The 26954-nt window shown below is 70.6% G+C and carries 27 protein-coding genes, 1 tRNA gene and 1 pseudogene; 10 read left to right on the forward strand and 19 right to left on the reverse strand.

What is annotated here, in order from left to right; translation table 11 throughout:
• The 7 genes and pseudogenes from HNQ05_RS05645 to HNQ05_RS05675 form a co-directional block, all read right to left on the reverse strand.
• Positions 1-892, reverse strand: a pseudogene (locus HNQ05_RS05645) (hypothetical protein); the annotation flags it as partial.
• A gap of 26 nt (positions 893-918) precedes the next feature.
• Complete coding sequence (locus HNQ05_RS05650; RefSeq protein ID WP_183677652.1) at positions 919-2742, reverse strand: hypothetical protein; 1824 nt, start codon at positions 2740-2742, stop codon at positions 919-921.
• Positions 2739-3389: a hypothetical protein gene (locus HNQ05_RS05655; protein ID WP_147146807.1), complete on the reverse strand. Its 651-nt coding sequence runs from the start codon at positions 3387-3389 to the stop codon at positions 2739-2741. Before HNQ05_RS05655 ends, HNQ05_RS05650 begins: the two co-directional genes overlap by 4 nt.
• Before the next feature lie 49 nt (positions 3390-3438).
• Positions 3439-4122, reverse strand: coding sequence for a molybdenum cofactor biosynthesis protein (locus tag HNQ05_RS05660; protein WP_147146808.1), 684 nt, complete (start codon positions 4120-4122; stop codon positions 3439-3441).
• Positions 4112-5044 (reverse strand): DeoR family transcriptional regulator, encoded by a 933-nt coding sequence (locus tag HNQ05_RS05665; RefSeq protein ID WP_147146810.1) that lies wholly within the window; start codon positions 5042-5044, stop codon positions 4112-4114. Before HNQ05_RS05665 ends, HNQ05_RS05660 begins: the two co-directional genes overlap by 11 nt.
• Before the next feature lie 29 nt (positions 5045-5073).
• Complete coding sequence (locus HNQ05_RS05670; RefSeq protein ID WP_147146812.1) at positions 5074-6309, reverse strand: aminopeptidase; 1236 nt, start codon at positions 6307-6309, stop codon at positions 5074-5076.
• A gap of 9 nt (positions 6310-6318) precedes the next feature.
• Positions 6319-7644 carry an ATP-binding protein gene (locus HNQ05_RS05675; protein WP_446430498.1) on the reverse strand — a complete coding sequence of 442 codons (1326 nt, stop codon included), beginning with the start codon at positions 7642-7644 and terminating at the stop codon, positions 6319-6321.
• A 273-nt stretch (positions 7645-7917) separates the two neighbouring features.
• Between HNQ05_RS05675 and HNQ05_RS05680 the strand changes: the two genes are divergently transcribed.
• On the forward strand, positions 7918-9231 hold the full coding sequence (locus HNQ05_RS05680; protein ID WP_221266819.1) for an ammonium transporter: 1314 nt from the start codon (positions 7918-7920) through the stop codon (positions 9229-9231).
• The gene (locus HNQ05_RS05685) at positions 9228-9584 is read left to right on the forward strand and encodes a P-II family nitrogen regulator (RefSeq protein ID WP_147146816.1); all 357 of its coding nucleotides are present in this window, start codon (positions 9228-9230) and stop codon (positions 9582-9584) included. The genes HNQ05_RS05680 and HNQ05_RS05685 overlap by 4 nt, the downstream gene beginning before the upstream one ends.
• Positions 9585-9637: 53 nt before the next feature.
• On the opposite strand, the gene HNQ05_RS05690 is transcribed toward HNQ05_RS05685, so the two are convergent.
• The 3 genes from HNQ05_RS05690 to HNQ05_RS05700 form a co-directional block, all read right to left on the reverse strand.
• A complete protein-coding gene (locus tag HNQ05_RS05690) occupies positions 9638-10375 on the reverse strand; it encodes a DegV family protein (RefSeq protein WP_147146818.1) in 738 nt (245 codons plus the stop codon).
• A gap of 65 nt (positions 10376-10440) precedes the next feature.
• A complete protein-coding gene (locus HNQ05_RS05695; RefSeq protein ID WP_147146821.1) occupies positions 10441-11292 on the reverse strand; it encodes an NAD+ synthase in 852 nt (283 codons plus the stop codon).
• The gene (locus tag HNQ05_RS05700) at positions 11289-12149 is read right to left on the reverse strand and encodes a nitrilase-related carbon-nitrogen hydrolase (RefSeq protein WP_147146823.1); all 861 of its coding nucleotides are present in this window, start codon (positions 12147-12149) and stop codon (positions 11289-11291) included. The genes HNQ05_RS05695 and HNQ05_RS05700 overlap by 4 nt, the downstream gene beginning before the upstream one ends.
• A 65-nt stretch (positions 12150-12214) precedes the next feature.
• Between HNQ05_RS05700 and HNQ05_RS05705 the strand changes: the two genes are divergently transcribed.
• Positions 12215-12655: a CBS domain-containing protein gene (locus HNQ05_RS05705; protein WP_013456987.1), complete on the forward strand. Its 441-nt coding sequence runs from the start codon at positions 12215-12217 to the stop codon at positions 12653-12655.
• Here HNQ05_RS05705 and HNQ05_RS05710 read toward each other — a convergent pair.
• Positions 12652-13335, reverse strand: a complete 684-nt coding sequence (locus HNQ05_RS05710) for an alpha/beta hydrolase (RefSeq protein ID WP_147146825.1) — start codon at positions 13333-13335, stop codon at positions 12652-12654. The genes HNQ05_RS05705 and HNQ05_RS05710 overlap by 4 nt on opposite strands.
• A 101-nt stretch (positions 13336-13436) precedes the next feature.
• On the opposite strand from HNQ05_RS05710, the gene HNQ05_RS05715 reads away from it, so the two are divergent.
• The 7 genes from HNQ05_RS05715 (at position 13437) to HNQ05_RS05745 (ending at position 18309) form a co-directional block, all read left to right on the forward strand.
• Positions 13437-14243 (forward strand): DUF4388 domain-containing protein, encoded by an 807-nt coding sequence (locus HNQ05_RS05715; protein ID WP_183677654.1) that lies wholly within the window; start codon positions 13437-13439, stop codon positions 14241-14243.
• 12 nt (positions 14244-14255) lie between these two features.
• The gene (locus tag HNQ05_RS05720) at positions 14256-15605 is read left to right on the forward strand and encodes an alanine/glycine:cation symporter family protein (protein ID WP_147146829.1); all 1350 of its coding nucleotides are present in this window, start codon (positions 14256-14258) and stop codon (positions 15603-15605) included.
• 55 nt (positions 15606-15660) lie between these two features.
• Positions 15661-16215 carry a UbiX family flavin prenyltransferase gene (locus HNQ05_RS05725; protein ID WP_147146832.1) on the forward strand — a complete coding sequence of 185 codons (555 nt, stop codon included), beginning with the start codon at positions 15661-15663 and terminating at the stop codon, positions 16213-16215.
• Between the two features lie 5 nt (positions 16216-16220).
• Positions 16221-16886, forward strand: coding sequence for a 2-C-methyl-D-erythritol 4-phosphate cytidylyltransferase (gene ispD / locus HNQ05_RS05730; protein ID WP_147146834.1), 666 nt, complete (start codon positions 16221-16223; stop codon positions 16884-16886).
• 36 nt (positions 16887-16922) lie between these two features.
• The gene (locus tag HNQ05_RS05735; protein WP_147146837.1) at positions 16923-17231 is read left to right on the forward strand and encodes a hypothetical protein; all 309 of its coding nucleotides are present in this window, start codon (positions 16923-16925) and stop codon (positions 17229-17231) included.
• Between the two features lie 86 nt (positions 17232-17317).
• Positions 17318-17393, forward strand: a tRNA-Gly gene (locus HNQ05_RS05740).
• A gap of 94 nt (positions 17394-17487) precedes the next feature.
• Positions 17488-18309 carry a ferredoxin--NADP reductase gene (locus HNQ05_RS05745; RefSeq protein WP_147146839.1) on the forward strand — a complete coding sequence of 274 codons (822 nt, stop codon included), beginning with the start codon at positions 17488-17490 and terminating at the stop codon, positions 18307-18309.
• Between the two features lie 60 nt (positions 18310-18369).
• On the opposite strand, the gene HNQ05_RS05750 is transcribed toward HNQ05_RS05745, so the two are convergent.
• From HNQ05_RS05750 to HNQ05_RS05785, 8 genes are read right to left on the reverse strand one after another with little or no spacing between them, the layout of a single operon-like run.
• Complete coding sequence (locus tag HNQ05_RS05750; protein ID WP_147146841.1) at positions 18370-19401, reverse strand: zinc-dependent dehydrogenase; 1032 nt, start codon at positions 19399-19401, stop codon at positions 18370-18372.
• 58 nt (positions 19402-19459) lie between these two features.
• Complete coding sequence (gene lsrF / locus HNQ05_RS05755; RefSeq protein WP_147146843.1) at positions 19460-20263, reverse strand: 3-hydroxy-5-phosphonooxypentane-2,4-dione thiolase; 804 nt, start codon at positions 20261-20263, stop codon at positions 19460-19462.
• A 10-nt stretch (positions 20264-20273) separates the two neighbouring features.
• Complete coding sequence (locus tag HNQ05_RS05760; protein WP_147146845.1) at positions 20274-20939, reverse strand: ribulose-phosphate 3-epimerase; 666 nt, start codon at positions 20937-20939, stop codon at positions 20274-20276.
• Positions 20932-22194 (reverse strand): S-methyl-5-thioribose kinase, encoded by a 1263-nt coding sequence (mtnK, locus tag HNQ05_RS05765; protein ID WP_147146847.1) that lies wholly within the window; start codon positions 22192-22194, stop codon positions 20932-20934. Before mtnK ends, HNQ05_RS05760 begins: the two co-directional genes overlap by 8 nt.
• A gap of 2 nt (positions 22195-22196) precedes the next feature.
• Positions 22197-23309 carry an S-methyl-5-thioribose-1-phosphate isomerase gene (mtnA, locus tag HNQ05_RS05770; RefSeq protein WP_147146849.1) on the reverse strand — a complete coding sequence of 371 codons (1113 nt, stop codon included), beginning with the start codon at positions 23307-23309 and terminating at the stop codon, positions 22197-22199.
• 1 nt (position 23310) lies between these two features.
• Positions 23311-24294 (reverse strand): ABC transporter permease, encoded by a 984-nt coding sequence (locus HNQ05_RS05775; protein WP_147146851.1) that lies wholly within the window; start codon positions 24292-24294, stop codon positions 23311-23313.
• 4 nt (positions 24295-24298) lie between these two features.
• Complete coding sequence (locus HNQ05_RS05780; protein WP_147146853.1) at positions 24299-25822, reverse strand: sugar ABC transporter ATP-binding protein; 1524 nt, start codon at positions 25820-25822, stop codon at positions 24299-24301.
• A gap of 45 nt (positions 25823-25867) precedes the next feature.
• Positions 25868-26926 (reverse strand): sugar ABC transporter substrate-binding protein, encoded by a 1059-nt coding sequence (locus HNQ05_RS05785; RefSeq protein WP_147146855.1) that lies wholly within the window; start codon positions 26924-26926, stop codon positions 25868-25870.
• Positions 26927-26954: the final 28 nt, after the last annotated feature.

The following is a 26954-nucleotide window of genomic DNA, read 5'->3' on the forward strand; positions in this document are numbered from 1 at the left end:
CCGCGGCGTACTGCTCCTTCAGCCGCTCCAGGCGGCGCCGCTCCTCGGCCAGGTCGATCTCGCGGATGCGGTCGGCCACCTCGGGCTCGAGGTTTTCGAAGTCGATGAGGATCTCGAACTCCTCGCCCTCGCCCGCGATCAGCTCGGGGACCTCCTCGTCCTCCAGCGCGATCACGCCCGCGTCGGCCGCGGCCTCGGGCGCCATCTCGGGGACGAGGGTGGGGTTTTGCACCACCGACGACTCGACGAGCTTGCGCAGGTCGGCGGCCAGCTTGCGGGCGCGTTCCACCTCGGCGGTGGCCAGCGTCTCCTGCTGCTGCGCCTCCTTGATCTGCTTGAGCAGCGAGCGCAGCCGCCGGGGCTTGGGACCCCCGATGTTCTTCACGCGCTCGAGGGCGTCCTCGAGGTCCGAGATGTCGCGGGCCTGCCGCAGGAGGGCGTTCTGCAGCTTTTCTTCGAGCAGGTCGATCTGGGCGAGCGCCTCCTTGAGCAGCTCTTCGCTGGACTCGCCCTCGCTCTCGCTGGCCTCGACCAGGGCGGCCAGGCTGCGCAGGCGCTGCACCTCGGGCCACTCGAAGTAGAGCTTGAAGCGCGAGACGGCCTGCTGCAGTGCCCGCTTGGGGTCGCTGCGGGCAGGGTCCGGCTCCCGCGCTGCGGGCGCTTCCTGCGCGAGGGCGCGCAGCGTCTCCTCGACGACCTTACGGGCGCTGGCGGCGTCCATCTGCCCCTGCAGCTCGCGGTAGACGAAGCGCTTGAGCAGGATCGCGGCGCGGTCGGGGTCGAGCGATCCGGGCTCGAGCCCCAGCCGGGCCAGGCCCTCGGCTAGGACGGCCTGGGTGCGGGCCCCCAGGTGGGGTTCCAGGGCTTCTTGGAGTCGGCTCAGTAGGGGCACGGCGTCGGGTTACCTCCGGGTTGGAGCTAGAACTCTTCGTCCCACTCCACGATCGTTTCGCTGGTGAGGGTGGGGTTGCGTTCCCCGGTCATGTCGGCCGAGGTCTGCACGGTGGTGGCCGCCTGGCGGCGGTCCTGGATGAGGCCGAACTGGATGGCGATGCCGCGCAGCCCCCAGGTGGCGAAGACGACGACGAGGAAGATCAGGGCCCCCCAGGCCAGCTGCGCCACGATGTTCTGCAGGATCGAGAGGTTGTCGAGGACGAAGAGCTGCGGCACCCCGCCGTAGGTGGCGAGGATGTCGCCCAGGTAGCTGAGGCCTTCGATGATGCCCGGCAGCAGCAGGAAGAAGAAGGCGAGGCCCATGAGGCGCCAGTAGATGTTGCGGCCGCCGAAGGTCAGGTAGATCAGGTAGAGCGGGAAGAGGGCGAGCATGCCGACGAGGATGAAGAAGACCGCGCGGGGGAGGCCGAAGGTGGCGCGCTGCAGCGAGACCGTGAAGTCGTGCCAGGGGCCCAGCGGCCGTTCCAGCACGATGTCGGCCACGTTTTCCAGCTGGGCGTTGAGCACCGTGAGGTCGGAGGTGCGCAGACCCACGCCGCCCATCTGCTGCTCGAACATCGCCAGCGTGACCTTCGCCGCCTTGGGGTCGATGGCCTCGACGAGCGGGTAGATCTCGTAGACGTAGCGGTTGCGGGCGTACTCCATGTACCTGCGCGCGTCCTGGGCGCGCCCCACGGAGACGTAGGCCTGGGCCGTGGCCAGCAGGCCCTTGGTGATGTAGAGGCTGTTGCGCCAGTCGGTGTAGCTGTAGATCCCCACCTGCGCCATCGAACGCGCGACCTTCTCCGCCTTCTTCTTGTCGCCGATCAGGAAGGCCATGTCCTGGTTCAGCTGCTCGATGGGCGAGACGAGGACCTGCGCCTGGATCTTGGGCGTTCCCGCGGGCGCGGGCTTGGGCGCGGCCACCGGCTGGGCGGCGGGCTGGGGGGCGGCGGGCGCCGCCGGCTGGGGCTGAGGCTGGGGCGCCGTGGCTGCGGCCGGGGCCGCGGGCGGCGTTTCGGCGGGGGCGGCGGGGGTTACCGCCGGGGCCGCCGGCGCGGGGGCCGCGGCGGCAGGGCCGGCGGCGCGGAAGAAGCGCTGGGCGGCGGCGATCAGCTGGTCGGTCTGCTGTTTGAACCCGGCCTCGTCGCCGGAGACGAGCTTGGCCAGCGCGTCCACGTAGTCGCGCGCCAGGTTGTCGATGCGCGGGGAGTCCTGCACCACCAGGTAGAGGCCGTAGGCCTTGGCCGTCAGGGCGTAGGCCGAGGCGCGCTGCTTCTTCTGCTGGGCGAGCTGCAGCGACTTGTACATCGCCTCGGCGTAGGCGCGTTCGAAGAGGGTGCGCAGCCCCTCGATGTCGCCGGCCTGGATCAGCGGCACCGCCTTGGCCTTGAGGTCGGGGGTGCGTGCGGTGATCTCGATGAGGCGGTCGAGCAGCGCCAGCGCCTCGTCGGTGTTGCCCTGGTAGACGGCCTGGAACATGGCCTCGTACATCAGCTTGCCCAGGGAGCCGCGCACGACCCAGAGCTGACCCTCGAGGTCGGCCTTGCTCTTGCGCGACACGGCGATGCGGGCGTTGTTCAACGCCTGGACCACACCCTCGCTCAACGCCTCGGGGACGTTCTCGGCGCCGCTGCGGAAGATGTTGAGCGCGTCGTCGAGCGCCTGCAGGCTGGCGGTGGGATCGCGCAGCAGCTCGGTGCGCGCCGTCTCCAGTTTGGGGGCCAGCTGGTCGTAGAGCTGGGGGAGCGGCATCGCCCAAGCGACCGCGAAGAGAAAGACTAGAACGATCCAACGGGTGTGGTTCATGGTTGACCTCCTTTGGCCTCGTAGCTGTTTAATACGTGCAGCAGCCTGCCGAGGTTCGCCTCGCGCTTGGCCACGAGGGCGACCAGTGCAGGTCCGAGGGGGCGCACGAGCACCTGACCCTCCTGGAAAACGCTATAAAATAGTTTATACGGTTTTTGCTTTTGCAGGAGGTTGTGCACCACCCCGAGGATGGGGGCCAGGTCCTCCACCCCGGGAAGCCGGGCCTCCTGGTACGAGGGGCCCTGCAGCAGCACCCCGCTGACGCCCTCCTCGCGGGCCAGTTCGTTGACCAGGCCTTCGCGGGCGTCCGCGCGGCCGAGGTCGACCTCGCGGCGCGGCAGGATCAGGGTGTTGCGGTCGCCGGGCGCGGTCGGTGCCGGTGCCGCCGCGGGCTGGGGCCGGGCCGCCGCGGCCTCCTCCAGGCCGCGCAGCACCCGCCGCAGCGCCCCCGTGGGCTCCTGGATGGGGAAGACCTGCTGCAGCTCCGCGAGCAGCGGCCCGCGCACGAAGCGCACCCAGGCCTCCGGGCCCATGGCGTCGGGGTTGACGCCGGCCCGGCGGAGGGCCCGGTTCATGATATTTTGCGCCGCAACCGGCGACGCGTACTCGGTGAGGGCCTCGACCACGAGGCGTTCGATTTGCGGCATACGCCTCCTTACTCACGCATTATAGAGGAAATGTCCAACTCGATTGGGTCTAGAGCCGGTAGCCTTCGGCCGCGCCGCCCTCGACCCAGACCTCGCCGTCTTCGAGGTGCTCCTTCTTCCAGACCGGCAGGATCAGCTTGACGCGCTCGAGCGCGTAACGGGCGGCCTCGAAGGCCTCGGGGCGGTGAGGGGAGGAGACGACGATCACGATCGAGGCCTCCGCGGGGTTCACCCGCCCCAGCCGGTGCACCAGGGCGATGCGGCCGAGCGGCCAGCGCGCGCGCAGCTCGCCGGCGATGCGGGCCAGGGTGGCCTCGGCCATGCTCTCGTAGGCCTCGTAGGTAAGGTAGCGCACCTCGCGTCCCTTGTTGGGCGAGCGGGTCGTGCCCACGAAACTGACCACCGCGCCGTAGGGGGGCGCGGTGGCCCAGGCGACGAGCTCGCCGATCAGGGGCTCGAGCGGCTCGTGGGAGAGGCCGGTGCGGTCGTCCCCGGAGCCGCCGGAGACCGGCGGCAGGAAGGCGAGCTCGCTGCCTTCGCGCAGGGGGGTGTCGGGTTTTACCAGCTCCTCGCCGAGGGCCGCCATCCCCCCCGAGAGGTCGAGGCCGGGCACGGCCGCCTCCACGGCCGCCTTGGCGTCGGCGACGGTGCTGCCCTCGGGCAGGTCGAGCTCGAGGCGGCCGGTTCCGGCCGCTTCGCGGTAGTGGGCGAAAAGACGTACGTTAACGCGCATGAACGGTTTCTCCTTCCAGGGCGCGGCTCAGGCTCTCGGCCACCGAGAGCGCCTCGCGGTAGCGCATGCGCAGGGGGCCGATCAGGGTCAGCTCGCCGGTGCGTCCGCCCCGCTGGAACCCCGCCTGCACCAGGCTGAGGCCCTCCACGTCGCCGACGCGCACGTTGAGGCGGCGCGCCGGGGTGATGGGGCCGGTGGGCAGCTGCTCGAGCAGGTCGAGGGCGCGGCGCACGAACGCGGGGTCCTGCGCCTCCGGCTGCGCCAGCATGGCGCCCAGGCCCTCGAGGTAGCGTTCCGATCCCGGCCCCGCGAAGGCGCTGGTGAGCTTGCGCCCCAGCTCGGCCAGCTGGGGGGTGGGCGCGCTGCGGCGGCCCAGCTCGGCGAGCGGGTAGGGGCCGCGCAGCCAGCGCTCCGCCTGCTCCAGGAAGTCGTCGCCGTCGAGGTCGAAGGGGACCACCCCCTCGAGCACCCGGCCGCCTTCGAGCACGGCCACGGCCAGGAGCTGCCCTCCGCCCAGGTTGGAGAGGTGCACCTGCAGCACCCGCGGCGGGCCGGGTTCGCTCAGGCGGACGACGACCGGATAGCCCCCGAGCCGGGTGGCCATCTGGGCGGCGAGCTGGGGCCAGCGGCTGCCCGAGCCGGTAAGCACGCGGGCGAGCCGCTCCAGGGTGTCGTGCGGCAGCGGTTCGGGCGGCAGCTGCGCCAGCGCGTACTGGCGGAACCCCTGGCGCGTCGGCACCCGCCCCGCCGAGGCGTGGGGCTTCTCGATCAGCCCCGCGGCCTCCAGGTCGGCGAGGTCGTAGCGCACCGTCGCCGGGCTCACCCCCAACCGCTCGGCGAGCCAGCGCGAAGGCACCGGCTTGCCGGTCTCGATGTAGGCGCGGGTGAGCAGGTGTAGCAGCCTCCGCTGACGCTCCGTCACGCTTTCATTTTACCCCCGCGCGAACGCGCCTACCGCGCCGCGTCCACCCAGCGCCCCCGCTTCATGAGCGGCACCCGGGCGCCGTCTGCGCGCTCGCCCCAGACGTCGACCTCGGGGGATCCGATCATCCAGTCGAGGTGCACGGTGCTGGCGTTGCCCCCGGCGGCGGTGAGCGCCGTGTCGTCGCCCTCCGCGAGGCCCAGGGTGTCGGGGTAGGCGCGGCCGAAGGCGAGGTGGCTGGCGGCGTTCTCGTCGTAGAGGGTGTTCAGGAAGAGCCGGCCGCGGTCGAAGACGGGGTTGGGGGTCTCCACGAGCGCCACCTCGCCCAGGCGCGGGGCCGCCGCGTCGGTCGCGAGCACCGCTCGCACCGCCTCGAGGCCCTGCGCGGCCTCGAGCTCGACCGCGCGCCCGCCGGCGAAGGTGACGCGCAGCCCCTCGACCAGGGTGCCGCCGATGTTGAGCGGCCGGGTGCTCGTGACCACGCCCTCGACGCGTTCGGGGTCGGGGGCGGTGAAGACCTCCTCGGTGGGCAGGTTGGGTACGAAGCGCACGCCGTTCTGGGCCTCGGCCACCGCGCTCTTCCAGACGTGGCGCTGTGCGAGGCCGACGCGCAGCTCGGTGCCCGGCCCCTCGAAGATCAGGGCGGCGAAGCGCGCCCGGTTCAGCGTCGCCGCCCGCGCCTCGAGGGCGGCGACGTGGTCGCGCCAGGCGGCCTCGGGGTCGGGGGCGTCCAGGCGGACGGTGGCGAAGATCGCCTCCCAGAGGCGTTCGGTCGTCTCGTCGGGGGCGAGCTCGGGGAAGACGGCCCGCGCCCAGGCGGGCGTGGCCGCGCCCAGCGCCAGCCAGTTGACCTTGTGGGCGCCGACGCGCTCGAGGTAGGGGCGGCGCGCCCGCGCCGCCGCCTGCATGCGCCGCGCCAGGCGGGCGGGGTCGACGCCGCGGAGCAGGAACGGGTCCGCGTCGGTGAGGCTGAGCTGGGCCGCGCCCGCGTCGACGGCGCGCACCCGGGCCTGCACGAACCAGTCGGGGACCTCGTCGAGGTAGGCCTCCCACACATCCTCGAGGTCGATGCGGCCGAGGGCGGGGTCGTGCAGATCCACCACGACGGCCCGCGCTCCCAGACGGTAAGCGCTGCGGGCCAGGGCCCGCAGCAGCGGCCGCGACTCGGCGGAGCCGCTGAGGACGAGGGGCTGGCCCTCCTGGAGGTTGAGCCCCACGCGCAGGGCCAGGTCGGCGTAACGTTGCAAGCGGTCGTCGCTGGGCATGCAGGAAGTCTATCGGGGCAGGGGGGCCAGGCGCCAGCGGCGGCCCCGTCCCTGCCCCTCGGGGACGATCAGCCCCGCCGCCTCCATGCGCGCGAGCAGCTTGCGGGTCGCGGGCGGCTCCAGCGCCAGCGCCCGCGCCAGCTCGGCGGTGGGGCGGGGGCCGCGGCGCAGCGCCGCGGCGACGATCAGGTAGTCGAGGGTGAAGCTCCCCTGGCGGTTCTGAGCCTCGGAGACCCAGCGGACGAACTCGGCGTCGAAGCCGGGGTTGTGCAGCACCAGGGTGACGGCGTGCGGCCAGGCGCGGTACTCGGGGGGCTCCTTGCCGTAGCGCAGCATCAGCCGGTACATCTTGTCCACCCCCTGCCCGGCGCGTTCGACGTAGCCGAGCCGCGCCAGCGCCGCCGCCAGCGCCGGGTTGCGGCGGTGCGGGGGGTGGCGCAGGATGTTCGCGGGCGTCATCCCCGCCGGCAACCCCCCGGGGTTGGCGATCTCCAGGCGGTCGGGGTGGTGGTGCACCTGCACCGTGGCGTGGGCCGTCCAGTCGCGGTGCACGAAGGCGTTGAGCAGGCCTTCGCGGTAGACCTCGACGTCGAAGTCCCAGACCTCGAGGCGGAAGAGGCCGACGGTGAGCGGGTGGAAGCGGTTGCGGCTCTGGATCAGCTCGCGCAGGCGCTCGAGCGCCGCGGGGATGGGGCGCAGCAGGTCCTCGCGAAAGACGTAGTCGACGTCGTCGTCTTCGTGGCGGTAGTAGCTCACCTCGGCCTGGGGGAGGAGGCGCGCGAGCGCCGCCGGCCGGCCCGCGAGCAGCAGCCCGGTCACGCTGGGCACCCAGCGGCCGTCGACCTCCCGCGCCATGCTCAGGGCCTGCAGCCGCTCGAGCGGCGCGGCTTCGGCGAGGGGGCTGCCGCGTTCGCGCAGCCGGTCCTCGAGCCGCGCCAGCTCCGCGGGGTCGAGGTCGTCGAGGCCGGCTTCGGGAAGCGGCCGCGCCGTGGGGTCGGGCGGGGCGGCGGGGCCGTCCGCGCTGGGGGCGGCGACGAGGCGCGCGCCGTCCCAGTAGGGAGCGGGCCCGGCGCCGGCCGAGACCACGTAGGGGCTCTTGGCCACGTGCAGCGCCCAGACGACCCCCTCGGCGGTCTCGACGCGCTCCACGTGCGGCAGGACGGCGCCGGCGGTGAGCTCGAAGAGGGCGTGGCTGAGCTGCAGGGGCTCGAGCCCGCCCGCGTCCTCCACCCGTCCCCCGGGCAGGGCCCCCAGCAGGATCACCCCGCCTTCGCGGTTGGCCAGCCCCGCGGCGTAGCGGGCGAGGGCCTCGGGGGCGACCTGGGCACCGAGCAGTACCCGGCGCGCGTTGGGCCCTTCGAGCAGTGCTTGGTAGACCTCCGCTTCGGTCACGGAACCACGATACCGCAGCCCCGCTGTTGTGCAGGATGTGCAGGTGGATATGGCAGAACGTAAAGGAAATGAAGGACAAGATGCACGAATCAGCCCTAAATGGCTAGAATAACTCGGCAAAGTATGCATAAAGATACAAGAATACTTGACAACTCGTATTTCCACTCGCTAGACTCGGACTGACCGGCCTGCGGCCGGAGGGAGGAAGTCTGAACGATGATGCGACTAGGGACCCTATTGCTGTTCCTGCTGCCGGGCGCGGCCCTGGCTGCAGGAGACACCGACACCGGCACCACGGCCTGGATGCTCGTCTCCACGGCGCTGGTGCTGCTCATGACGCCGGCCCTGGCCTTCTTCTACGGCGGCCTGGTGCGCCAGAAGAACGTGCTCAACACCATGATGATGAGCTTCGGCGCCCTGGGCTTCGTCACCCTGGTCTGGGCCCTCTTCGGCTACTCGATCGCCTACGGAACCGGGAACAAGTTCGTGGGCGACCTCTCGATGGCCTTCCTGAACGGCCTCGACCTCTCCGGCGAGATGCCCGCGCTTCTCGACGTGGCCTTTCAGGGCACCTTCGCGGTGATCACCGCCGCGCTCATCTCGGGCTCGCTGGTGGGGCGGATGCGCTTTTCCGCGTGGCTGCTCTTCATCGCCCTCTGGACCATCTTCGACTACGCGGTGCTGGCGCACTGGGTCTGGGGCCCCGCGGGGTCGGCGTTCCTCAAGGACCTGGGCGCCCTCGACTTCGCCGGGGGGACGGTGGTCCACATCAACGCCGCCATCGCCGGCGTCGTGGGCGTGGCCGTCCTGGGTCCGCGCAAGGACTTCGGCCGGCTCGCCTTCCTGCCCCACAACATCCCCTTCGTGCTCCTGGGCGCGGGGCTGTTGTGGTTCGGCTGGTTCGGCTTCAACGGCGGCAGCGCCTACGGGGCGAACGGCAGCGCCGGGCTGGCCTTCACCAACACCTTCCTCGCCCCCGCGGCGACGATGTCGGTCTGGATGCTGCTCGAGCTCTGGCGCCACGGGCGCGCCACGGCGGTGGGCGCGGCCACCGCGGCGGTGGTGGGCCTCGTCGCCGTCACCCCCGCGGCCGGCTTCGTGGGGCCGCTGGGCGCGATCTGGCTGGGGGCCATCGCGGCCTTCCCCAGCTTCTTCTTCATCCTGGCGCGGCCGCGGCTGGGCCTGGACGACTCGCTCGACGTCTTCGGGGCCCACGGGATCGGCGGCATCACCGGGGCGTTGCTGACCGGCGTCTTCGCCTCCGAAGCCTGGGGCGGCACCCCGGGGCTGCTGGAGGGGAACGCGGCGCAGGTCTGGGTGCAGCTCGTCGCCGTCGCGGCGGCGGTCCTCCTCAGCGCGGTGGCCTCCTTCGTGATCTTCAAGCTGGTGGGGCTGGTCGTCCCCCTCAGGGCGACCCAGCGCGAGGAAGCCGTGGGGCTCGACGCCGTGCAGCACGGTGAAGAGGCCTACCCCACCACCGAAGGGGCGATCCTGGTGCTCGACGGCGAGCGGGCGGGAGGTGCGGCATGAAGATGATCGTGGCCATCATCCGGCCGGAGAAACTCAACGACGTGCTCGAGGCCCTGTTCAAGGCCGAGGTGCGCGGCCTGACGATCAGCCGCGTCCAGGGCCACGGCGGGGGGACCGAGCGGGTGGAGACCTACCGCGGGACCACGGTGAAGATGGGGCTCTACGACAAGGTGAAGCTCGAGATCGGCGTCTCCGAGGCGTTCGTGGAGCCGACGATCCAGGCCATCCTGGCCTCGGCGCGCACCGGCGAGGTGGGCGACGGCAAGATCTTCGTCCTGCCGGTCGAGCGGGTGGTGCGGATCCGCACCGGCGAGGAGAACGAGGCGGCGGTGACCCCGGTCAGGCCTTCCTGAGGTACACGCAGGCGGCCGGCCCCGCCCAGCGGGGCCGGCCGCTTCGTCGCGGCTCAGACGGGGTAGGCGAAGACGGCGAGGGCGTGGTCGCCCACGCGCATCCGCGCGACCGGGTCCATGGGGGCGAGGGTACCGGCCTCCAGGTGCAGCTCGCGGGCCAGCGCCTCCTTGAGGCGGCCGCGGACCTCGTCGGGAAGGTCGCCGAAGGTGGCGCGCACCCGCAGCCGCAGCGGCCCGTAGCGGCGTTTCAGCAGCCCGGCGATCGTGGACAGCAGCTTGGCGTCGCGCACCGGCCGCGGCGCCTGGAAGCGCCCCTTTTCCAGTCCGATCAGGGCCCAGTGCCCCAGGGCCTGACCGAAGCGGCCCACCAGCGGCGGCAGCATGCGGTTCTCGACCAGCTGGCTGAGGTCGTGGGTGAGGAGGAAGAAGCGCCCCTCGTGGGCCAGGCGCTCGATCTCCCGCAGCGTCTCCTTTTCGTCGGCGCCGTGGGCGATCCACTCGGCCGCGCGCAGCGCCGCCGCCCCCAGACCGGCGGAGCCCAGGCGGGTGTCGACGACGCGCACCCGGTCGGCCAGCCCCGCGGCCGCCTGGGCGGCGGCGTCGTGCATGGGGCAGAGCTCCGGCGAGGCGTGCAGCGAGAGCAGCCGGTCGAAGTGTTCGAGCAGCCGGCGGTATTGGGGCTCGAGCGGGGCCGTGGGGTCGAGCAGCAGCACCCCCTTGCGGCGGGCGGCCTCCGGGGTGAGGCTGCTGCCGGGGTCGGTTACCACGCCGATGATTTCGTCCTTGGCCATTGGCCCTCCACCGCAGGGGTACGCCCTACGCGCTCAAGCTAGCACGCCCGGGGAGGGACGTTTGTTCAGTCCTCGAGGCGGAAATCCAGCGGTCTCAGGTAGAACTCGCCGATCGCGGTGCTGCTCACCAGCGCCACCGCGGGCAGGTGGCGCTTGTAGTGGGTGCGGTTGACCCGGCGCTTGACCAGGGCCACCTCCTCGGGGGTGTAGCCGAGGCCGGTGATGTAGTCGTCGGGGTAGCCCTTGAGGTAGTGCTCGAGGATCACGTCGGCGCGGCGGTAGCGCACGCCCAGGTCGGCCTCGTCGGTCTGGCCCGGCTCCAGGTCGGCGGTCGGCGCCTTGTGGACGATCTCGTCCGGCACCCCCAGGTGCTCGGCCAGCCCCCAGACCTGGGTTTTGTAGAGGTCGCCCAGGGGGTTGACCGGGGGGCTGTCGTCGGCGTGCCAGGTGAAGTAGCCGAAGAGGCGCTCGGTCTTGTTGCCGGTGCCCAGCGGCAGCGCGTGGTACTGCTCCGACTTGTCGAAGGTGACGATCATCCGCGCCCGGGCCATGACGTTGCCCTTGCGGCGGGGGGTGAGGTCCGGCGTCTGCTCGGCGTAGCCCTCGACCATGGGGGTGATGTCCACGGTCTCGAGCGCCACCCCGAAGCGCTCGGCCGCCAGCCGCGCGTGGGCGACCGACTCCGGGGAGGAGTCGCGGTGGGGCAGGCTGAGGGCGTGGACGTTCTCCGGACCCAGGGCCCGCGCCGCCAGCGCGAGCGTGACCGACGAGTCGACGCCGCCGCTCGCGGCCACCACAGCCTTCTCGAAGCCGCGGCCGTGGAGCTCCTCGCGGATGAAGCGCTCCAGGGCGGCGGCCACCAGCGGGTAGTTGAGGTCGAGCACCTCGTGGTTGGGGATCCCGCGGACGATCTTCATAGCTCCTCCACCAGCCGCCGCAGCTCGGGGAAGATGAGGGGCAGTCCGGCCTTGAGGTCGGCGAGCATGGGGTTGTCGTAGCGCACCGGAGGGATGCGCCCCGGGTCGACGTCGGCGAGAAGGACGGCCTCCTCGAACTCGGGCGCCCGGGCCAGCACCTCGCCCTCGGGGCCGGCGATCAGGCTGCCGCCGCTCATCAGCTTGCCCGCCTCGCTGCCCACCAGGCTGGCGAGGGCGACGTAGAGGCCGTGTTCGCCGGAGACCGCCCGGGCCAGGGTCGCCCAGCGTTCCACGTTGGCGGGGGCGCCGCCGGCGAAGCCGCGCGCGGGCGAGGCCGAGGGCACGTAGATGATCTCGGCGCCCTGCAGCGCGACCGTGGTGGCGGTGACGGTGTGCCAGAAGTCCTCGCAGATCAGCAGCGCGGCGCGGCCGAAGCGGGTGGCGAAGCTGGCCAGCTCGTGGCCGCGGTCGAGGAAGCGTTCCTCGTCGAAGACGCCGTAGGTGGGCAGGAAGATCTTGCGGTGCCGGTGCACCAGGCCGCGCCCGCCCAGCTCCAGGTAGGCCGCGGCGTTGTAGTAGCTGCCGCCGTCGCGCTCGTAGAAGCCGATCACCAGGTCGAGCGGTTCCCGGTACTGCGCGGCGTGCCAGGCGCCGAGCCGGTCTTCCAGCTCGGCGGCCTCGAGCGCCAGCTCGCGCACGCCGCCCTGCAGGAAGTAGCCCGTGGGGTAGGCCTCGGGCACCACGGCGACGTCGACGCCCTCGTCCCGGAGCCCCAGGAGGGTCTGCTGCAGGTGCTCGAGGTTGCGCCCGATCCGGCCCTTTTCGGGCTTCAGTTGCAGGAGTGCGTGGCGGACCATACCCCTTCAGGATACCCCGCGCTACAATGAGAGCCACAGACCCCACCGGGGAAAAGGAGGCCGTCATGGCAACGGTACGCCAGATGCTGGACAAGAAGGGGCACGAGGTCTACACGGTGGCTCCCGACGTCACCGTCTTCGAGGCGCTGGAGAAGATGGCCGAGTACAACGTGGGGGCGCTGCCGGTCGTGGACGCCTCGGGGCAGATCGTGGGCCTGTTCTCGGAGCGCGACTACGCGCGCAAGGTGATCCTGCGCGGGAAGGCCTCCAAGGACATTCCCGTGAGCGAGATCATGAGCACCCACGTCCTCTACATCACCCCCGAGACCACGGACTGGCAGTGCATGGCGCTGATGACGGACAAGCGGGTGCGTCACCTGCCGGTGCTCGAGGAGGGCCGGCTCGTCGGCTTCATCTCGATCGGCGACGTGGTCAAGTCGATCATGGACGAGCAGAAGTTCCACATCGAGCAGCTCGAGCAGTACATCCAACGCGGCATGAGCTAGCCGCGTTCCGCGAGCCAGCCGGCGATCCGTTCCGTCCCCTCGCGGGCGTGGCGGTCGAGCAGGAAGTCGTGACCGCCGCGCACGCGGACGACTTCCTTGGACGGCGACGCCAGCCCCTCCAGGTAGCGGCGCACCGCCGTCTGCGCGATGACCTTGTCCCCCTCCGCCTGCACCACCAGCGCCGGCGCCCGCACCGCCCGCAACCAGGCGGGGGTGCGGCGGACGAGCTGGAGCAGCTCCACCAGGGCCGGGCTGGGGAAGTGCGGGTAGTTGGGGTTCTGCGCCCTTAGCTTCGGGTCCTCGATCGAGTCGGTTCCGGGCAGGCGCGGCAGCAGCCAGGTCAGGTAGGGCACGAGGGGAACCAGCGGGTTCCTGAGCCCCAGCGCCGGCACCGCGGCCACCAACGCGCGCGGCGGCTTCTCCGCCGCCAGCGCCGCCGCCAGCAGCGCCCCCATTGAGAGGCCGACGAGCGCGTAGTCCTCGAGGTCCGCGGCCGCCCGGCGGACGTCCTGCAGCCAGTCCTCGGCGCGCACCCCCCGCAGGTCCTCGGGGCGGGTGCCGTGCCCCGCGAGGGTGACGAAGCGCACCGCCAGGCCGCGGGCTTCGAGGGCTTCGGGCAGCGGACCCCAGACCCGCGTCGGGTGCGAGGTGAAGCCGTGGATGAGCAGTACCGGGTTCACGCCCCCATTATCCCCCGCGGAGCCCGACGGGGTGAGAGTTCCATGTAAAGTTAGTGTTAATCTAAAGGGAGCTGTACGCGACGTTCGTTCTCGGAGGCAACGTGCTCAAAGGTAACCTCTCAGAATTCCCTCTGGGTACCCTCATCCAAACCCTGGCCGCCGCCGGCCGCAGCGGGGTCTTGGTGGTGCAGCCCCCTTGGCTCGAGGGCCGGATCGCCCTCAGGGAGGGCGGGCTCTACGCGGCGCGGGCGGGGGCCCGGCGCGGCTGGGCGGCGCTCGAGCTGCTGGCCGGTCTGCCGCGCGCCCCCTTCGTCTTCGACGACACGATTCCGTTGCCGTCCGAGCCCAACCTCAACCTGCCCCTGGAGGCGGCGCTGGCGCGCATGCTCGCGGTGGGCGACCGCTGGTCGGGGCTCGTGCACCTGCCCGGCGACTGGCAGGTGGAGCTGGCGCTTTCGCGCAAGAGCGGGGAGATGAAGCTGACGCCGGTGATGCTCCAGGTGCTGGGGCTCGTCGAGGGGCGTTCCATCGCGCGCATCCTCGAGGAGGCCGAGGCGCCGCCGGTCGAGGTGGCCGAGGCCCTGGACCGGATGCTGGGCGAGGGGGTGCTGGAGCTGCGCACCCCCAGCGAGATGCGCGGCGAGGAGCTCGTCGCCCTCAGCTTCTACGGCAAGGAGACCGGGGTGGCCTACGTCGACGAGGCCCTCCACCGCGAGTGGCAGAAGCTGCTCCCGCACCCCTTCGGCGTGCGCGTCCGCTCGCCGCGGGGTCAGGAGGCCTTCTTTCAGGTGCGCCCCCGGGCCGACATCCCCGGGCGGATCATGCTGCACGACAAGGACCTGCGCAAGCTGCGCGCGGGGCGCGGTATCAAGCTGAGCGTACAACCCGAGCTGACCACGGTCGGCTGAGGGGAGGGGACGATGAACGTAATGGAGTGGATCAACCAGATCAACGGCTGGGTGTGGGGCTTCGAGATGATGCTCGTCTTCCTGGCGGTCGGCCTATACCTGACCGTCCGTTCGGGCTTCATCCAGTTCGCCCGCATCGGCGTCATCTTCCGCGAGACCCTGGGCGCCATCCGCGAGCGCACCCTCGGCAGCGGCGGCGAGATCTCACCCTTCCAGGCCACCATGATCGCCATGGGCGCCACGATCGGCATCGGCAACATCGTGGGCGTGACCGCGGCCATCCTGGCCGGCGGCCCCGGCGCCATCTTCTGGATGTGGATCGCCGCCCTGGTGGGCATGGCGACCAAGTTCGCCGAGGCCACCCTGGCCGTCCACTTCCGCCGCCAGTTCGCCGACGGGTCGGTCTCGGGCGGCCCCATGTACTACATCGCCCGCGGGCTGGGCCTCCCCTGGCTCGGCGGCCTCTTCGCCGTCTTCGCCGCGGTGGCGGCGTTCGGCATCGGCAACGTGGTGCAGGTGAGCGCGATCGCCGGCACCCTCGAGACCCAGCTCCACATCGCGCCCGCCTGGACGGGTCTGCTGGCCGGCCTGGTCGTCGCCGTGGTGCTGGCGGGCGGGGTGCGCCGCATCGCCTACTTCGCCCAGACCCTGGTGCCGCTGATGATCCTCTTCTACCTGGTGCTGGCCGTCGCGGTGCTGGCCCTCAACGCCGCGGGGATCTGGCCGGCGCTGCGCTCGATCTTCGAGAGCGCCTTCAGCCTCCAGGCCGGCTTCGGCGGCGCCGTAGGCGTGGCCACGATCGAGATGATCAAGGCCGGCGTGGGCCGCGGCATCTTCTCCAACGAAGCCGGGCTCGGCTCGGCCGCCATCGCCCACGCCCAGGCGCAGGTCGACCACCCGGTGCGCCAGGGGTTCTGGGGGGTGATGGAGGTCTTCATCGACAGCATCGTGATTAACACCTTCACCGCGCTCGTCATCCTCTCCACCGGCGCCTGGATGGCCGGCGGCACCCCCTACGAGGTGCTGGGGCAGGGGTTCGGCGGCATCGTCTCCGCGCAGACGTTGCTGGCGGTGGCGCTCGCGCTCTTCGCCTTCACCACCCTGATCTCCTGGGCCTTCTACGGCGAGGAGTCGGCGACCTTCCTCTTCGGCGAGGGCATCCGCTGGCCCTACCGGCTGGCCTACGTGGTCATGGCCTTCGTGGGCGGTCTGGGCAGCTTCACCACCCTGATCAAGCTTTCCGACACCATGAACGGCCTCATGGCCATCCCCAACCTGATCGCGCTGCTGTTGCTCGGCGGCGTGGTGGCCAGGCTGACGCGCGGCTTCTTCTCGGGCGAGCCCTGGACCCCGCCGAAGTAGCCCCGCCCCTCCCGAGGCCGCGGCCGGACGGCCGCGGCTTTTGTATGCTGCAAGGGTGAAGCGCATCGTCGTGGGGGTCAGCGGAGCGTCGGGAATGCCCTACGCCCGCAACCTGCTGGGCCAGCTGGCGGTTCGCGAGGGCGTCGAGGTCCACCTGATCGTCAGCCGGGGGGCGCGCCGGGTCTACGCCCGCGAAGGGGGCGATCCCGCGGAGCTGGCGGTGCACGCCGACGTGGTCTACGACCCCGACGACCTGGGCGCGGCTCCGGCCTCGGGCAGCTTCCCCACCGCGGGGATGGTGGTGGTGCCGGCGAGCGCCACCACCGTGGGCAAGCTGGCCGCCGGGATCGCCGACAACCTGTTGCTGCGGGCCGCCTACGTGCACCTCAAGGAGCGGCGGCCGCTCGTCGTGGTGCCGCGGGAGGCGCCGCTGCCGGAGGTGACGCTCGAGGCCCTGCTCAAGCTGGCCCGGGCGGGCGCCGTGATCCTGCCGGCCAGCCCCGGCTTCTACCACCGGCCCGAGACGATCGACGACCTGCTCGGCTTCGTTTCGCAGCGCATCCTCGACCACCTGGGCCTCGAGGGCGACGGGGCGCGCTGGGGAGGTTAGCTGGCGTGCCTCCGTTCGCGACCGTCTCCGTCCTCGTCCCCGCCGCCGGCCAGGGGACGCGGCTGGGGCGCGGCCCCAAGGCCTTCGTGCGGGTGGGCGGCCGCACCCTGCTCGAATGGGTGCTCGCAGCCTTCGCCTGGGCCGACGAGGTGCGGGTGGCCCTGCCGCCCGGGGTTCCCCCGCCCCCGGCTGCGGCGAACGTCCGCTTCGTTCCTGGCGGCGCCGAGCGCCAGGAGAGCGTGGCGCGGTTGCTGGAGGGGGCGGGCGGCGACGTCGTGCTCGTGCACGACGCGGCGCGGCCGTTCGTGGTGCCCGCGGTCGTGGACCGGCTCCTGGCGGCCGTGGCCGGCAGCGGCGCGGCGGTGCCTGTGGTTCCGCTGCCCGACACCCTGATCGAGCCCGAAGAGGGGCGCTACGGGCCCGCGCTCGACCGCTCCCGCTACGCGCTGGTGCAGACGCCCCAGGCCTTCTTCCGCGAGGTTCTGGCCGAGGCGCACCAGCTGGCGCGGGCCGAAGGGCGCACGGCCACCGACGAGGCGCAGCTGGTGCGGGCACTGGGTTATCCGGTGGAACTGGTTCCCGGCGACCGCCGCATGTTCAAGGTCACCTTCCCCGAAGACCTGGCCCTGGCCGAGGCGCTGGCGCGCGTTTGGGAGGAACGGCCGGAATGACCCGAGGGCCGGCTGCGGTGGCCCTAGAGTGAGGGCATGAAGGTTCCGCGCATGAACCCGGTGACCGGTGCGTGGGAGATGGCCCCGCGCGACTGGGTGCTGACCTACCTTCCCCAGGAGGGCACCTACCGCTACGCGCCGCCCGACGCGGCGCCGGCCTACGACGCGCCCGAGGGCCGCTTCGAGGCGCGCGGGCCGCAGGCGCGCCCGCTGTACAACCCGCCCGAGGGCCGTTACGAGCTCGGCTCCGACGCCTACGAACCGACCTACAACCCCGTGACCGGCTCCTTCGAATTGAAGCCCGCCGGGGAAGAGCCGGCCGACGAGGCGCTCTTCGACTTCTGACGGCTGCGGGGGCTGTTCCCGGGCCCGCCGCTTGCAGAAAAAAGGCGCCTGTAGTACCATCTTTCTTGCTGAGCGCTTGAGCGCACGCGGGAGTAGCTCAGTTGGTAGAGCACAACCTTGCCAAGGTTGGGGTCGCGGGTTCGAGTCCCGTCTCCCGCTCCAGACCAGCCCCCGGAAGGGGGCTTTGCTTTTGCCTCCGGGCCGCGTATACTGGCGGCCGGCGCATCGGCGCTCCCCCGGAAAAGGAACCGAACGTATGAGCACACCCGAACAGCTGCGCGAGACCCAGTACAACGCGACCGTCGTGAGCAAGATCATGGTGACGCCCAACCTGATGATCCTGCGGGCGGTCACCGACGAGCCCCGGGCCGAGTTCTCGGCGGGCCAGTACACCACCCTGGGGCGCTTCGGCTTCGAGCCGCGCTCGGCGAACTCCGACGAAGAGTTCCAGCCGGCGGCCCCGGACAAACTGATCCGCCGCGCCTACTCGATCGCCTCCGCGCGCCACGAAACGCGCGAGTTCGAGTTCTACATCACCCAGGTGAAGTCCGGCCAGCTTACCCCGCGCCTCTTCGCGCTCAAGGTGGGGGACCGCCTCTTCGTGGGCGACCGCATCGTCGGCAGCTTCCGGCTCTCCGAGGTCCCGCCCGAGCAGGACATCCTCATGATCGCCACCGGCACCGGCATCACCCCGTTCATCAGCTTCCTGCGCTCCCACGTCGCCGAGCGGCCGCAGAGCCGCATGGTGGTGGTCCAGGGGGCGGCGCACCAGCGCGACCTGGGGTACTACGCCGAGCTGGCCTTCCTGCGCAACGCCTTTCCCAACTTCCACTACCTGCCCACACTCACCGACGCCGATGCCACCTGGAGCGGCCACCGCATGTGGATCGAGGAGATGCTGGCCTCGGGTGAGATCGAGAAGACCAGCGGGATCGCGCTCGACCCCGCGCGCACCCACGTCTACCTCTGCGGCAACCCCAAGATGGTGGAAAACGTTTCGGCCTGGCTGGAGGCGAACGCCGGTTACCGCAAGGCCAAGGGCCGCGAACCCGGCGAGTTGTACATCGAAGAGTACTGACCTGCGGCAGGCCTGCGCGCCGCCGGATTCCGGCGGCGCGCAGGCCTGGAAGGTGGGCGTTCAGCGCTGCGGTTCGACGATCACCTTCATGGAGTCGCCCCCCGCCGCGGTGAGCTCGAAACCCTTCTGGGTCTCGGCCAGCGGCAGGCGGTGGGTGATCAGGTCCTCGACCGGCACCCGGCCGGCGCGGATGAGCTCGAGCGCCTCGGCCAGGTCGCGCGGCGCGGCGGCGTAGGTGGAGAGCAGCTTGACCTGCTTCTTCCAGAAGGGGAAGACGTCGAACTCCACCTTCGTGCCCGGGGCCATGATGCCGTAGAGCAGTACGGTGCCGCCCTTCCTGACCGCCTGCATGGCCTGGTCGAAGAGCACCGGAGCAGCGGCGGTGGGGATGACGTAGTCCACCCCCTCGCCGTTCGTTTCCTCGAGCACCCGCTGCACCACGTCCTCGCGGGTGGCGTGAAGGGCCACCTCGGCCCCCGACTTCCTGGCCATTTCGAGGCGGAAGTCGTTGATGTCGGTGGCGATGATCTTGCCGGCGCCGTAGGCGCGGGCGGTGCGGATGACGAGCTGCCCCGAGAGGCCGCTGCCCAGCACCAGCACGCTGCGGGCGGGCTCGAAGCCCATCACCCGCAGGCCCCGCACCACGCAGCCCAGGGGTTCGGTGAAGCTGCCCTCCTCGTAGCTCACCGAGTCGGGCAGCTTGAGCACCCCCCGGGTCTCGACGTTGATGGCCGGCACCCGCACGTACTCGGCGAAGCCGCCGGGGTCGTAGGTGGTGTTGCTGATCAGGGTGCACAGCGAGTGCTGACCCCGCTGGCAGTATTCGCAGCGGCCGCAGGGCACGTGGTGGGTGGCCGTCACCCGGTCGCCGGGCTGGAACCCGGTCACGCCCTCGCCGACGGCCACGATGTCGCCGGCGATCTCGTGCCCCAGCACCAGCGGCGCCTTCTTGATGCGGTACCACTCCATCACGTCGGAGCCGCAGATGCCGCTGGCGATGATCTTGATGAGCACCTCGCCCGGTCCGATCTCGGGGATCGGCTGCTCCTCCAGACGCACGTCGTGGTTGTTGTAGTACATGGCTACGCGCACGGCGGCCTCCTCTCAGGCGGGGCCGGGGGCCCCTGCGGGGCCCCCGGCTGCGGTTCCGCTACCGGCCCTTGAGCTCCTGGTAGTAGGCGTAGGCGTCCTCGACGCTGCCGTCCTCGTGCACCAGCTTGGCCAGCGCCCGCATCATGGCCACCGGGTCGTCCGCCTGGAAGACGTTGCGGCCCATGTCCACGCCGATGGCGCCGGCGTCGAGGGCGTCGCGGGCCATCTGCAGCGCGTCTTTCTCGGGGATCTTCTTGCCGCCGGCGATGACCACCGGGATCAGGCTGGTCTCGATGACGCGCTCGAAGTTCTCGCAGTAGTAGGTCTTGACCAGGCGCGCCCCCAGCTCGCCCACCATGCGGGTGGCGAGGCTGAGGTAACGGGCGTCGCGGTCGAGGCCGCGGCCCACGGCGACGACCCCCAGGGTGGGGATGCCGTAGCGCTCGGCGGCGTCCACCATCTTGGAGAACTCCAGGATGGTGTCGCGCTCGCTGGCGGGGGTGCCCACCATCACCGAGAAGGCGACGAAGGCGGCGTTCATGCGCACGGCCTCCTCGATGCCCACCGAGATGCCCTCGTGCAGCAGGTCCTCGTTGAGGATGCTGGTGCCGCTGGAGACGCGCAGCGAGATGGGCTTCTTCAGCTTGGGGTCCACGGCGTTGCGCAACGCCCCCCGGGTGAGCATCAGGGCGTCGGCGTAGTCGATCGCGGGGTGGATGGCTTTGTGCATGTCCTCCAGCCCCGTCGTCGGCCCCATGAAGTAGCCGTGGTCCACCGCGAAGAAGATGGTGCGCCCGCTCTTTTCGTTGAAGACGCTGTGGTAGCGGTTCTTCATGCCCCAGTCCATGTTGAGTTCTTGCATGTCCTTCCTCCTATTCCTTCCGGCCGAAGGCCGCATGGAACGCTTGAATGTTCTCCTCGGGTCCGGCGCCCTTGAAGACCGCCGAGCCCGAGACCACCACGTCCACCCCGGCCGCGGCCACCTCGGCGGCGTTGTCCAGGGTGATGCCGCCGTCGATGCCGATGCGGACGCCGCTCGCGCCCAGGTCCTCCAGCTTACCGCGCAGCATCGCGACCTTCCGCAGGGTGCCGGGCACGAAGCGCGCTCCCGGAAAGCCGGGATCCACGGCCACGAAGAGGACGAGGTCGACCTCGTCCGCCAGCGCCACCACGCCGCTGATGTGGGTGCCCGGGTTCAGGGCCACGCCGGCGCGGGCGCCGACGCGCTTCGCCTCGGCCACCGCCCGGTGCAGGTGGGGGCCGGCCTCGGCGTGGACGGTGATCCAGTCCGCACCCTCGAAGGCGGCCACGTGCCGCTCGGGGTGCTGCACCATTAGGTGCACGTCGAGCGGCAGGCTGGTGAGGCGGCGCACGGCTTTGAAGAGCGCGACGTCGCCCAGGATCTGGGGAGCGAAGACGCCGTCCATCACGTCGAGGTGGATCCAGTCGGCCCCGGCCTCCTCCAGCCGCGCCAGCTCCTCGGCCAGCCGCCCCAGGTCGGCCGCGAGCACGCCCACCGATAGCAAGGTCTCAGGCATCGACCCTTTCCGCCTCCTCCCGCATGACGTCCAGGAACTGGTCGACGTTCTTGATCGTGTCCATCTCCTTGATCCAGCGCCGTCCCACCTGGATAGCGAAGCGCTCGGCCACCGCGCGCTTTTCCGGGTCTTCGATGCTGGAGATGTCCCAAACGCTGACGATGCCCATCATGCGCCGGAGCGCCTTGGTGCCGGCGATGCCCACCATGTCGCGGAATACGGTGGCGAGGTAGTCCTTGCGGAAGCGGGCGAAGTCCGCTTCGCCGCCGGGGTAGGCCCAGTAGTCGGCGGGCATGAGGTCGCCTTCGGGGTGTTCGATCCAGAGGTTCTCGAACTTCTCGGCGAACCGCTCCCAGATCTGCTTCATCGTTTCCATCAGCCAGGTCTGGTAGTCGGCGCGCGCGGCGGGGTCGGGGGTGTGGGCGAAGTGGGAGGCGTAGCTCAGCATCAGGTTCTGCAGCACCGCCGCCACGTCGTAGCCCGCCGGCCCCACGAAGGCGAACTCGGGGTCGATGACCCGGGTCTCCTGCTGGTTGATCATGATCGAGCCGGTGTGCAGGTCGGCGTGGATCAGCGACTGGGCGTGGTTCATGTAGCCTTCCTTGAGCCAGGCCACGCGCTCCTTGAGGTCGCCGTCGCGGCGGACCTCCTGCACCAGGTCGTCCAGCAGCGGGTTCCAGTTGTTCTCGGGCGATTCCTTGAAGGGGTTGGTGTAGACGAAGTCCTCCTGCAGCTTGCGCAGGTGGGGGTTCATGAAGCGCTCCACCAGCGCCTTTTTCTCCTCGCCCTTCAGGTAGAGGTCGGAGGTGTAGAAGAGGGTGTTCGCCAGGAAGGTGGCGATCTGCTCGGCGAAGTTGGGGAACTTGACCCGCCGGACCAGCGGCTTGCGCATGATCTCGTGGCGGTTCAGGTTCACCATCATCAGCGTGGACATCTCGTAGTCGTGGTCGTAGACCCGGGGCGCCAGTCCGGGGGCGTACTTGTTGTGGAGCATGAGCGCCTCGGTCTCGTAGATGACGCGGTCGCGGGTGAGCGGCCAGTCCTCGCCGACGACGCGCAGGTAGGGGAGCGCCTGCTTGACCACCAGGGTGTGCGCCGGGTTCTCGCGGCTCTGGACCACGAAGACCAGGTTGAGGTTGCCGTCCCCGACTTCCTGGACGTCGTAGCTCTCGTCCGGCGGCAGGATCTCGGCCAGCGCCGGCCGGCCTTTCAGGTAGTCGAGGAGCGTCTCGGGGGTGAGCGGTTGGTAGGCCACGGTTACCTCCTTTCGGGGTAGAGCTCGAGCAGGCCCGCTTCGCTGGCGGCGGCGACGCCGCGCTCGGTGATGAGGCCACGCACCAGCCGGGCCGGGGTGACGTCGAAGCCGTAGTTGGCGGCGGGGCTTTCGGGCGGGGTGAGGAGGACGCGCTTGACCTCGCCCTCGTGCAAGCCCTGGATGTACTTGACCTCCTCCTCGCCGCGCTGCTCGATGGGAATCTCGGCCACGCCGTCGCAGATCGACCAGTCGAGGGTGCTGCTGGGCAGCGCCACGTAGAAGGGCACGCCGTTGTCGGCGGCGGCCAGGGCCTTGAGGTAGGTGCCGATCTTGTTGGCCACGTCGCCGCAGCGGGTCACCCGGTCGGCGCCGGTGATCACCAGGTCCACCAGCCCGTGCTGCATCAGGTGCCCGCCCACGTTGTCGGCCACCACGGTGTGGGGCACGCCCTGCTGCACGAGCTCCCAGGCCGTCAGCCGCGCGCCCTGGTTGCGGGGGCGGGTCTCGTCCACCCAGACGTGGATGGGGATGCCCCGCTTCTGCGCCTCGTACATGGGCGCGGTGGCGGTGCCGTAGTCCACGAAGGCGAGCCAGCCGGCGTTGCAGTGGGTGAGGATGTGGACGGTGTCGCCCTTTTTCTCGTAGATCTCCTCGATGATCTTCACCCCGTGCTCGCCGATGCGCCGGCAAAACTCGGCGTCCTCGTCGGCGATGGCCTGGGCGGTGGCGCGGGCGACCTGCACCCCTTCCGCGGGGGTCTGGGCGCGGCTCGCGATTTCGCGCAGCTGGCGGTCCACGGCCCACTCGAGGTTGACCGCGGTGGGGCGGGTCTTCTTGAGCTTCTCGCCCGCTTCGTGCAGGTAGCCCAAAAAGGCCTCCAGCGAGGACTGCGGGGCCTCCAGCGCCGCCAGGTACATGCCCCAGCCCGCCGCCGCGCCGATCAGCCCGGCGCCCCGCAGGTGCATCTCCTTGATGGCCCGGGCCATGGCGTCGCTGCTCGCCAGGTCTTCGATCACGAACGTGTGGGGTAGGGGCCGCTGGTCGATGATCTGCACCGTGCGGTCGTCGCCCGGTTTGAGCCAGATCGTGCGGTAGTGCTCGCCGCCTACGTTCACCTCATGCTTCCTTTCTGCCCGCGAAGAGGATGTTGAACACCAGCGCCGCGAGCAAGATGACGCCGGTGATCAGGGTCTTCATGTAGATGTCCACGGAAACCTGGTCGAGGCCGTTGCGCAGCACCCCCAGGATCAGGAGGCCTACGATCGTCTGAGGGATGCCGCCCACGCCGCCGAAGAGCGAGGTGCCGCCCAGCACCACCGCGCCGATGGCGTCGATGAGCATGCCGTCGAAGGCGGTGGGGGTGGCGCTGCCAAGGCGGCCGATGCCCACCACGCCGGCGAGGCCGGCGGTGAGCGCGCCGATGACCATCACCGCGGTGATCACGCCCTTGGTGTTCACCCCGGCCAGTTCGGCGGCCTTGGGGTTGGCGCCGGTCATGTAGACGTAGCGGCCGAAGCGGGTGTACTTGAGCACCAGGTGGCCGACGAGGAGGGTGAGCGCGGCGACGATGACGAGCCACTTGACGCCGAAGATGCGGCCGCTGCCCAGGGTCTCGGAAAGCGGCGGCAGGTCGAAGAGGATGCGGCCACGCGTCAGGTAGAGGCTGAGGCCCGAGGCGATGAGCGACATGGCCAGGGTGACCATGAACGAGGGGATGCCGAGCCGCGCGGTGCCCACGCCGTTGATCCAGCCCAAGGCGCCCGCAGCCAGCAGCGCCGCGACGAGGGGCCAGGGCTGGGGCAGGTGGCCGGCGGTGTAGTAGGCCGCCACCACGCCGGCGAAGGTGGCCATGTAGGAGACCGAGAGGTCGATCTGGGCGGTGAGCAGCACGAAGGTGATGCCCGTTCCCATGATGGCCAGCAGCGCGACCTGGTTGAGGATGTTGGCGGCGTTCTCCAGCGTGAGGAAGCTGTCGGAGTAGACCGAGAAGAACAGGATCAGCGCCAGCAGCGTCCAGACCGGGGCGAACTCACGGCTCTTGGCCAGGAAGGTCCGCCAGCGGCTGGGGGGGTTGTTGGGGTCGTGGGGTTCGTTTGCCATGGCGTTACCTCGCTTCGGCCAGCTCGCCGGCGGCGGCGTGCAGCAGTTGTTCCTTGGTCACGGTCTCGCCCACGAACTCGCGCACGATGCGGCCCTTGGCCATCACCAGGATGCGCTCGCTCGCGGCCAGCACCGTCTCGGGCTCCGAGGAGATGAGCAGCACGCCCACGCCGGCCTGGCTAAGTTCACGCAGGATCTTCATCACCTCTTCCTTGGCCCCGACGTCCATGCCGCGCGTGGGTTCGCTGACGACGAAGACCTTCGGGGGCTCCACGAGCCAGCGGGCGATGGCCACCTTCTGCTGGTTGCCGCCGCTGAGGAAGACGACCTCCTTGAGCGGGTCGGGCGGGCGCACGCCGACGCGGCGGATCACCTCGTCGGTCACGGCCACCTCGCGGGGGATCTGCGGAACCAGCCCGGAGATCTGGGCCAGCCAGGGCAGGGTCACGTTCTGGTAAATCGGCTTTTCCAAAAACAGCCCGGTGCGCCGGGAAGGGGGCACGTAGGCGACGCCGCGGTCGATGGCCCGCCGCGGCCCGACGCCGACCGGCCGCCCCTCCAGGAGGATCCGGCCCGCGGTGGGCTTGAGCAGGCCGTACACCGCCTCACCCAGCTCGAAGTGGCCCGAGCCGATCAGGCCGTAAAGGCCCAGGATCTCCCCGGGGTGGAGCTGGAGGTGGACGTCGGTGAAGGTGCGCGGCCGCGTCAGGCCTTCCACCACGAGCACCGGCTGCGAAGCCGCGTGGCGGTCGACGACGGTGCGGCCGCCCATGTACGACTCTTCGAAGAAGGCGGCCTCCTTGCCCAGCATGAGCCGGACGAGTTCTTGTTTGTCGGTGGTTCCGGCCTCGAGCGTGGCTATTTTGCGCCCGTCGCGCAGCACCGTGACCCGGTCGGCCACCCAGGTGACCTCTTCGAGAAAGTGGGAGATGTAGACCACGGCCTTGCCCGAGCGCGCCAGGTTGCGGGTGAGCTCGAGCAGGTGGCGGGTCTCCATGGGGCTGAGCGCGCTCGTGGGCTCGTCCATGATGATCAGCTCCGCCCCCGAGGTGAGGGCGCGGGCGATCTCGGTGAGCTGGTGCACGCCCAGCGGGTAGCGCTCGAGCGGCTCACGGACGTTGACGTGCGCGAAGCCGAGCTCGGCCAGGATGGCCTCGGCCTCGCGGAAGATCCGCGGCCAGTCCACCACCCCGCCGCGCAGCGGCTGACGCCCCAGGAAGATGTTCTCGGCGACGGTGAGCTCGGGCATCACGCTCAGCTCCTGGTGGATCATGGCGATGCCCAGGTCCAGGGCGTGGCGCGGGTTCCTGAGGCGCACCGGCCGGCCCTGCCAGACCATCTCCCCCTCGTAGTCGGGGATGACGCCGGCGAGGATCTTCATCATCGTGGACTTGCCCGCGCCGTTCTCGCCGACGAGGGCGTGCACCTCGCCGCGGCGTACGTCGAAGTCGATGCCCGAAAGGGCCTGGATGCCGCCGAAGCGCTTGGCGACGTGGTGGAGCTCGAGCAAGGGTGCGGTCGTTTCCATGACGGGGAGGCGCCCCCGGCCCTCCGGGGCCGGGGGCCGGGGAGGCTAGGCCAGGAAGTGCTTCTCCTGCCAGAGCAGACCGGGGCCGGCGCCGATGCCGTAGCCCTTGAGCAGCCAGGGCTTGTCGGTCTTCTCCTTGCTCGGGGGCAGGATGGCGGGGCCGTCGGCGAGGATGAACTCGGGGATGTCCTTGCCGGGCATCTCCTTCTGCATGGCGGCGTAGTAGCCGGCCACCAGCGCGCCCCAGTGGATGCGCGCCGAGGAGTTGCGGGCGGTGGCGTGCAGCTTGCCGTCGAGTACCGCCTGAACCGCGGGCGGCATGCCGTCGATGCCGCCGAGGACGATCTCGTTCTCGCGGCCGGCGTTCTTGATCACGTGGTAGGCGGCCAGCGCCATGTCGTCGTTGTGGAAGAAGGCGGCGTCGATCTTCTTGTAGCGGTTGAGGAGGTTCTCCCAGAGCTGGGCCACCTTGGCCACGTCCCAGTCGGCGGGCGACTCGTCGATCACCTTGATGTCGGGGTAGCGCTTGACCACGTTGTAGAAGCCCTGTGCCCGGCCCTGGGCCCCGGTGTGGCCCAGCGAGCCCTGGGTCATGACGATGTTGCCCTTACCGCCGATGGCGTCCACCAGCGCCTGGGTGACCTGTTCGGCCATCCAGACGTTGTCGGGGGCGATGAAGGTGTGCTGCTTGATCTTGCCCCAGGGGGCGAGCATGGTGTCCATGGCGATGACCGGGATGCCCTTGTCGATCATCTTCTGCACCGGCTCCACCAGCGAGCCGATCGAGAGCGACTGGATGGCGACGAAGTCCCAGTCCTTGGCGGCCATGGCGTCCACGGCGGCGCGCTGCTTGGCGACGTCGAGCTGGCCGTCGTACCAGTGGATCTCGACGCCCAGCCACTCGCCCCACTGCTCGACGGTGTCCTTACCCTGGGCGCACCAGGTGGCCTGGAGGCCGGCGTTGGAGAAAGCGGCCTTGAGGGGCCGGTTCTTGCCCTCGGCGGCGCGCACGGTCTGCAGGAAGGCGGGGCCGGCGACGATGCCCATCGAGGCCAGGGCGCTCTGGATCATGAATTTACGGCGGCTAAGGTCGGGTTTACCCATTTTCAACGACTCCTTCGGTCGCACCCGC

Origin of the sequence: Oceanithermus desulfurans (assembly GCF_014201675.1) — a bacterium.
Lineage (GTDB): Bacteria > Deinococcota > Deinococci > Deinococcales > Marinithermaceae > Oceanithermus > Oceanithermus desulfurans.

Bases quoted from the DNA above. Each gene is read 5' to 3' on its own strand.
- HNQ05_RS05775 (WP_147146851.1), bottom strand. From the start codon at position 24,294: ATGGCAAACGAACCCCACGACCCCAACAACCCCCCCAGCCGCTGGCGG.
- HNQ05_RS05695 (WP_147146821.1), bottom strand. From the start codon at position 11,292: ATGAAGATCGTCCGCGGGATCCCCAACCACGAGGTGCTCGACCTCAAC.
- HNQ05_RS05745 (WP_147146839.1), top strand. From the start codon at position 17,488: ATGAGCACACCCGAACAGCTGCGCGAGACCCAGTACAACGCGACCGTC.
- HNQ05_RS05760 (WP_147146845.1), bottom strand. From the start codon at position 20,939: ATGCCTGAGACCTTGCTATCGGTGGGCGTGCTCGCGGCCGACCTGGGG.
- HNQ05_RS05720 (WP_147146829.1), top strand. From the start codon at position 14,256: ATGAACGTAATGGAGTGGATCAACCAGATCAACGGCTGGGTGTGGGGC.
- HNQ05_RS05685 (WP_147146816.1), top strand. From the start codon at position 9,228: ATGAAGATGATCGTGGCCATCATCCGGCCGGAGAAACTCAACGACGTG.
- HNQ05_RS05735 (WP_147146837.1), top strand. From the start codon at position 16,923: ATGAAGGTTCCGCGCATGAACCCGGTGACCGGTGCGTGGGAGATGGCC.
- HNQ05_RS05705 (WP_013456987.1), top strand. From the start codon at position 12,215: ATGGCAACGGTACGCCAGATGCTGGACAAGAAGGGGCACGAGGTCTAC.
- lsrF (WP_147146843.1), bottom strand. From the start codon at position 20,263: ATGCAAGAACTCAACATGGACTGGGGCATGAAGAACCGCTACCACAGC.
- HNQ05_RS05670 (WP_147146812.1), bottom strand. From the start codon at position 6,309: ATGCCCAGCGACGACCGCTTGCAACGTTACGCCGACCTGGCCCTGCGC.
- HNQ05_RS05785 (WP_147146855.1), bottom strand. From the start codon at position 26,926: ATGGGTAAACCCGACCTTAGCCGCCGTAAATTCATGATCCAGAGCGCC.
- HNQ05_RS05655 (WP_147146807.1), bottom strand. From the start codon at position 3,389: ATGCCGCAAATCGAACGCCTCGTGGTCGAGGCCCTCACCGAGTACGCG.
- HNQ05_RS05700 (WP_147146823.1), bottom strand. From the start codon at position 12,149: ATGGTCCGCCACGCACTCCTGCAACTGAAGCCCGAAAAGGGCCGGATC.
- HNQ05_RS05780 (WP_147146853.1), bottom strand. From the start codon at position 25,822: ATGGAAACGACCGCACCCTTGCTCGAGCTCCACCACGTCGCCAAGCGC.
- HNQ05_RS05680 (WP_221266819.1), top strand. From the start codon at position 7,918: ATGATGCGACTAGGGACCCTATTGCTGTTCCTGCTGCCGGGCGCGGCC.
- HNQ05_RS05650 (WP_183677652.1), bottom strand. From the start codon at position 2,742: ATGAACCACACCCGTTGGATCGTTCTAGTCTTTCTCTTCGCGGTCGCT.
- HNQ05_RS05660 (WP_147146808.1), bottom strand. From the start codon at position 4,122: ATGCGCGTTAACGTACGTCTTTTCGCCCACTACCGCGAAGCGGCCGGA.
- HNQ05_RS05690 (WP_147146818.1), bottom strand. From the start codon at position 10,375: ATGGCCAAGGACGAAATCATCGGCGTGGTAACCGACCCCGGCAGCAGC.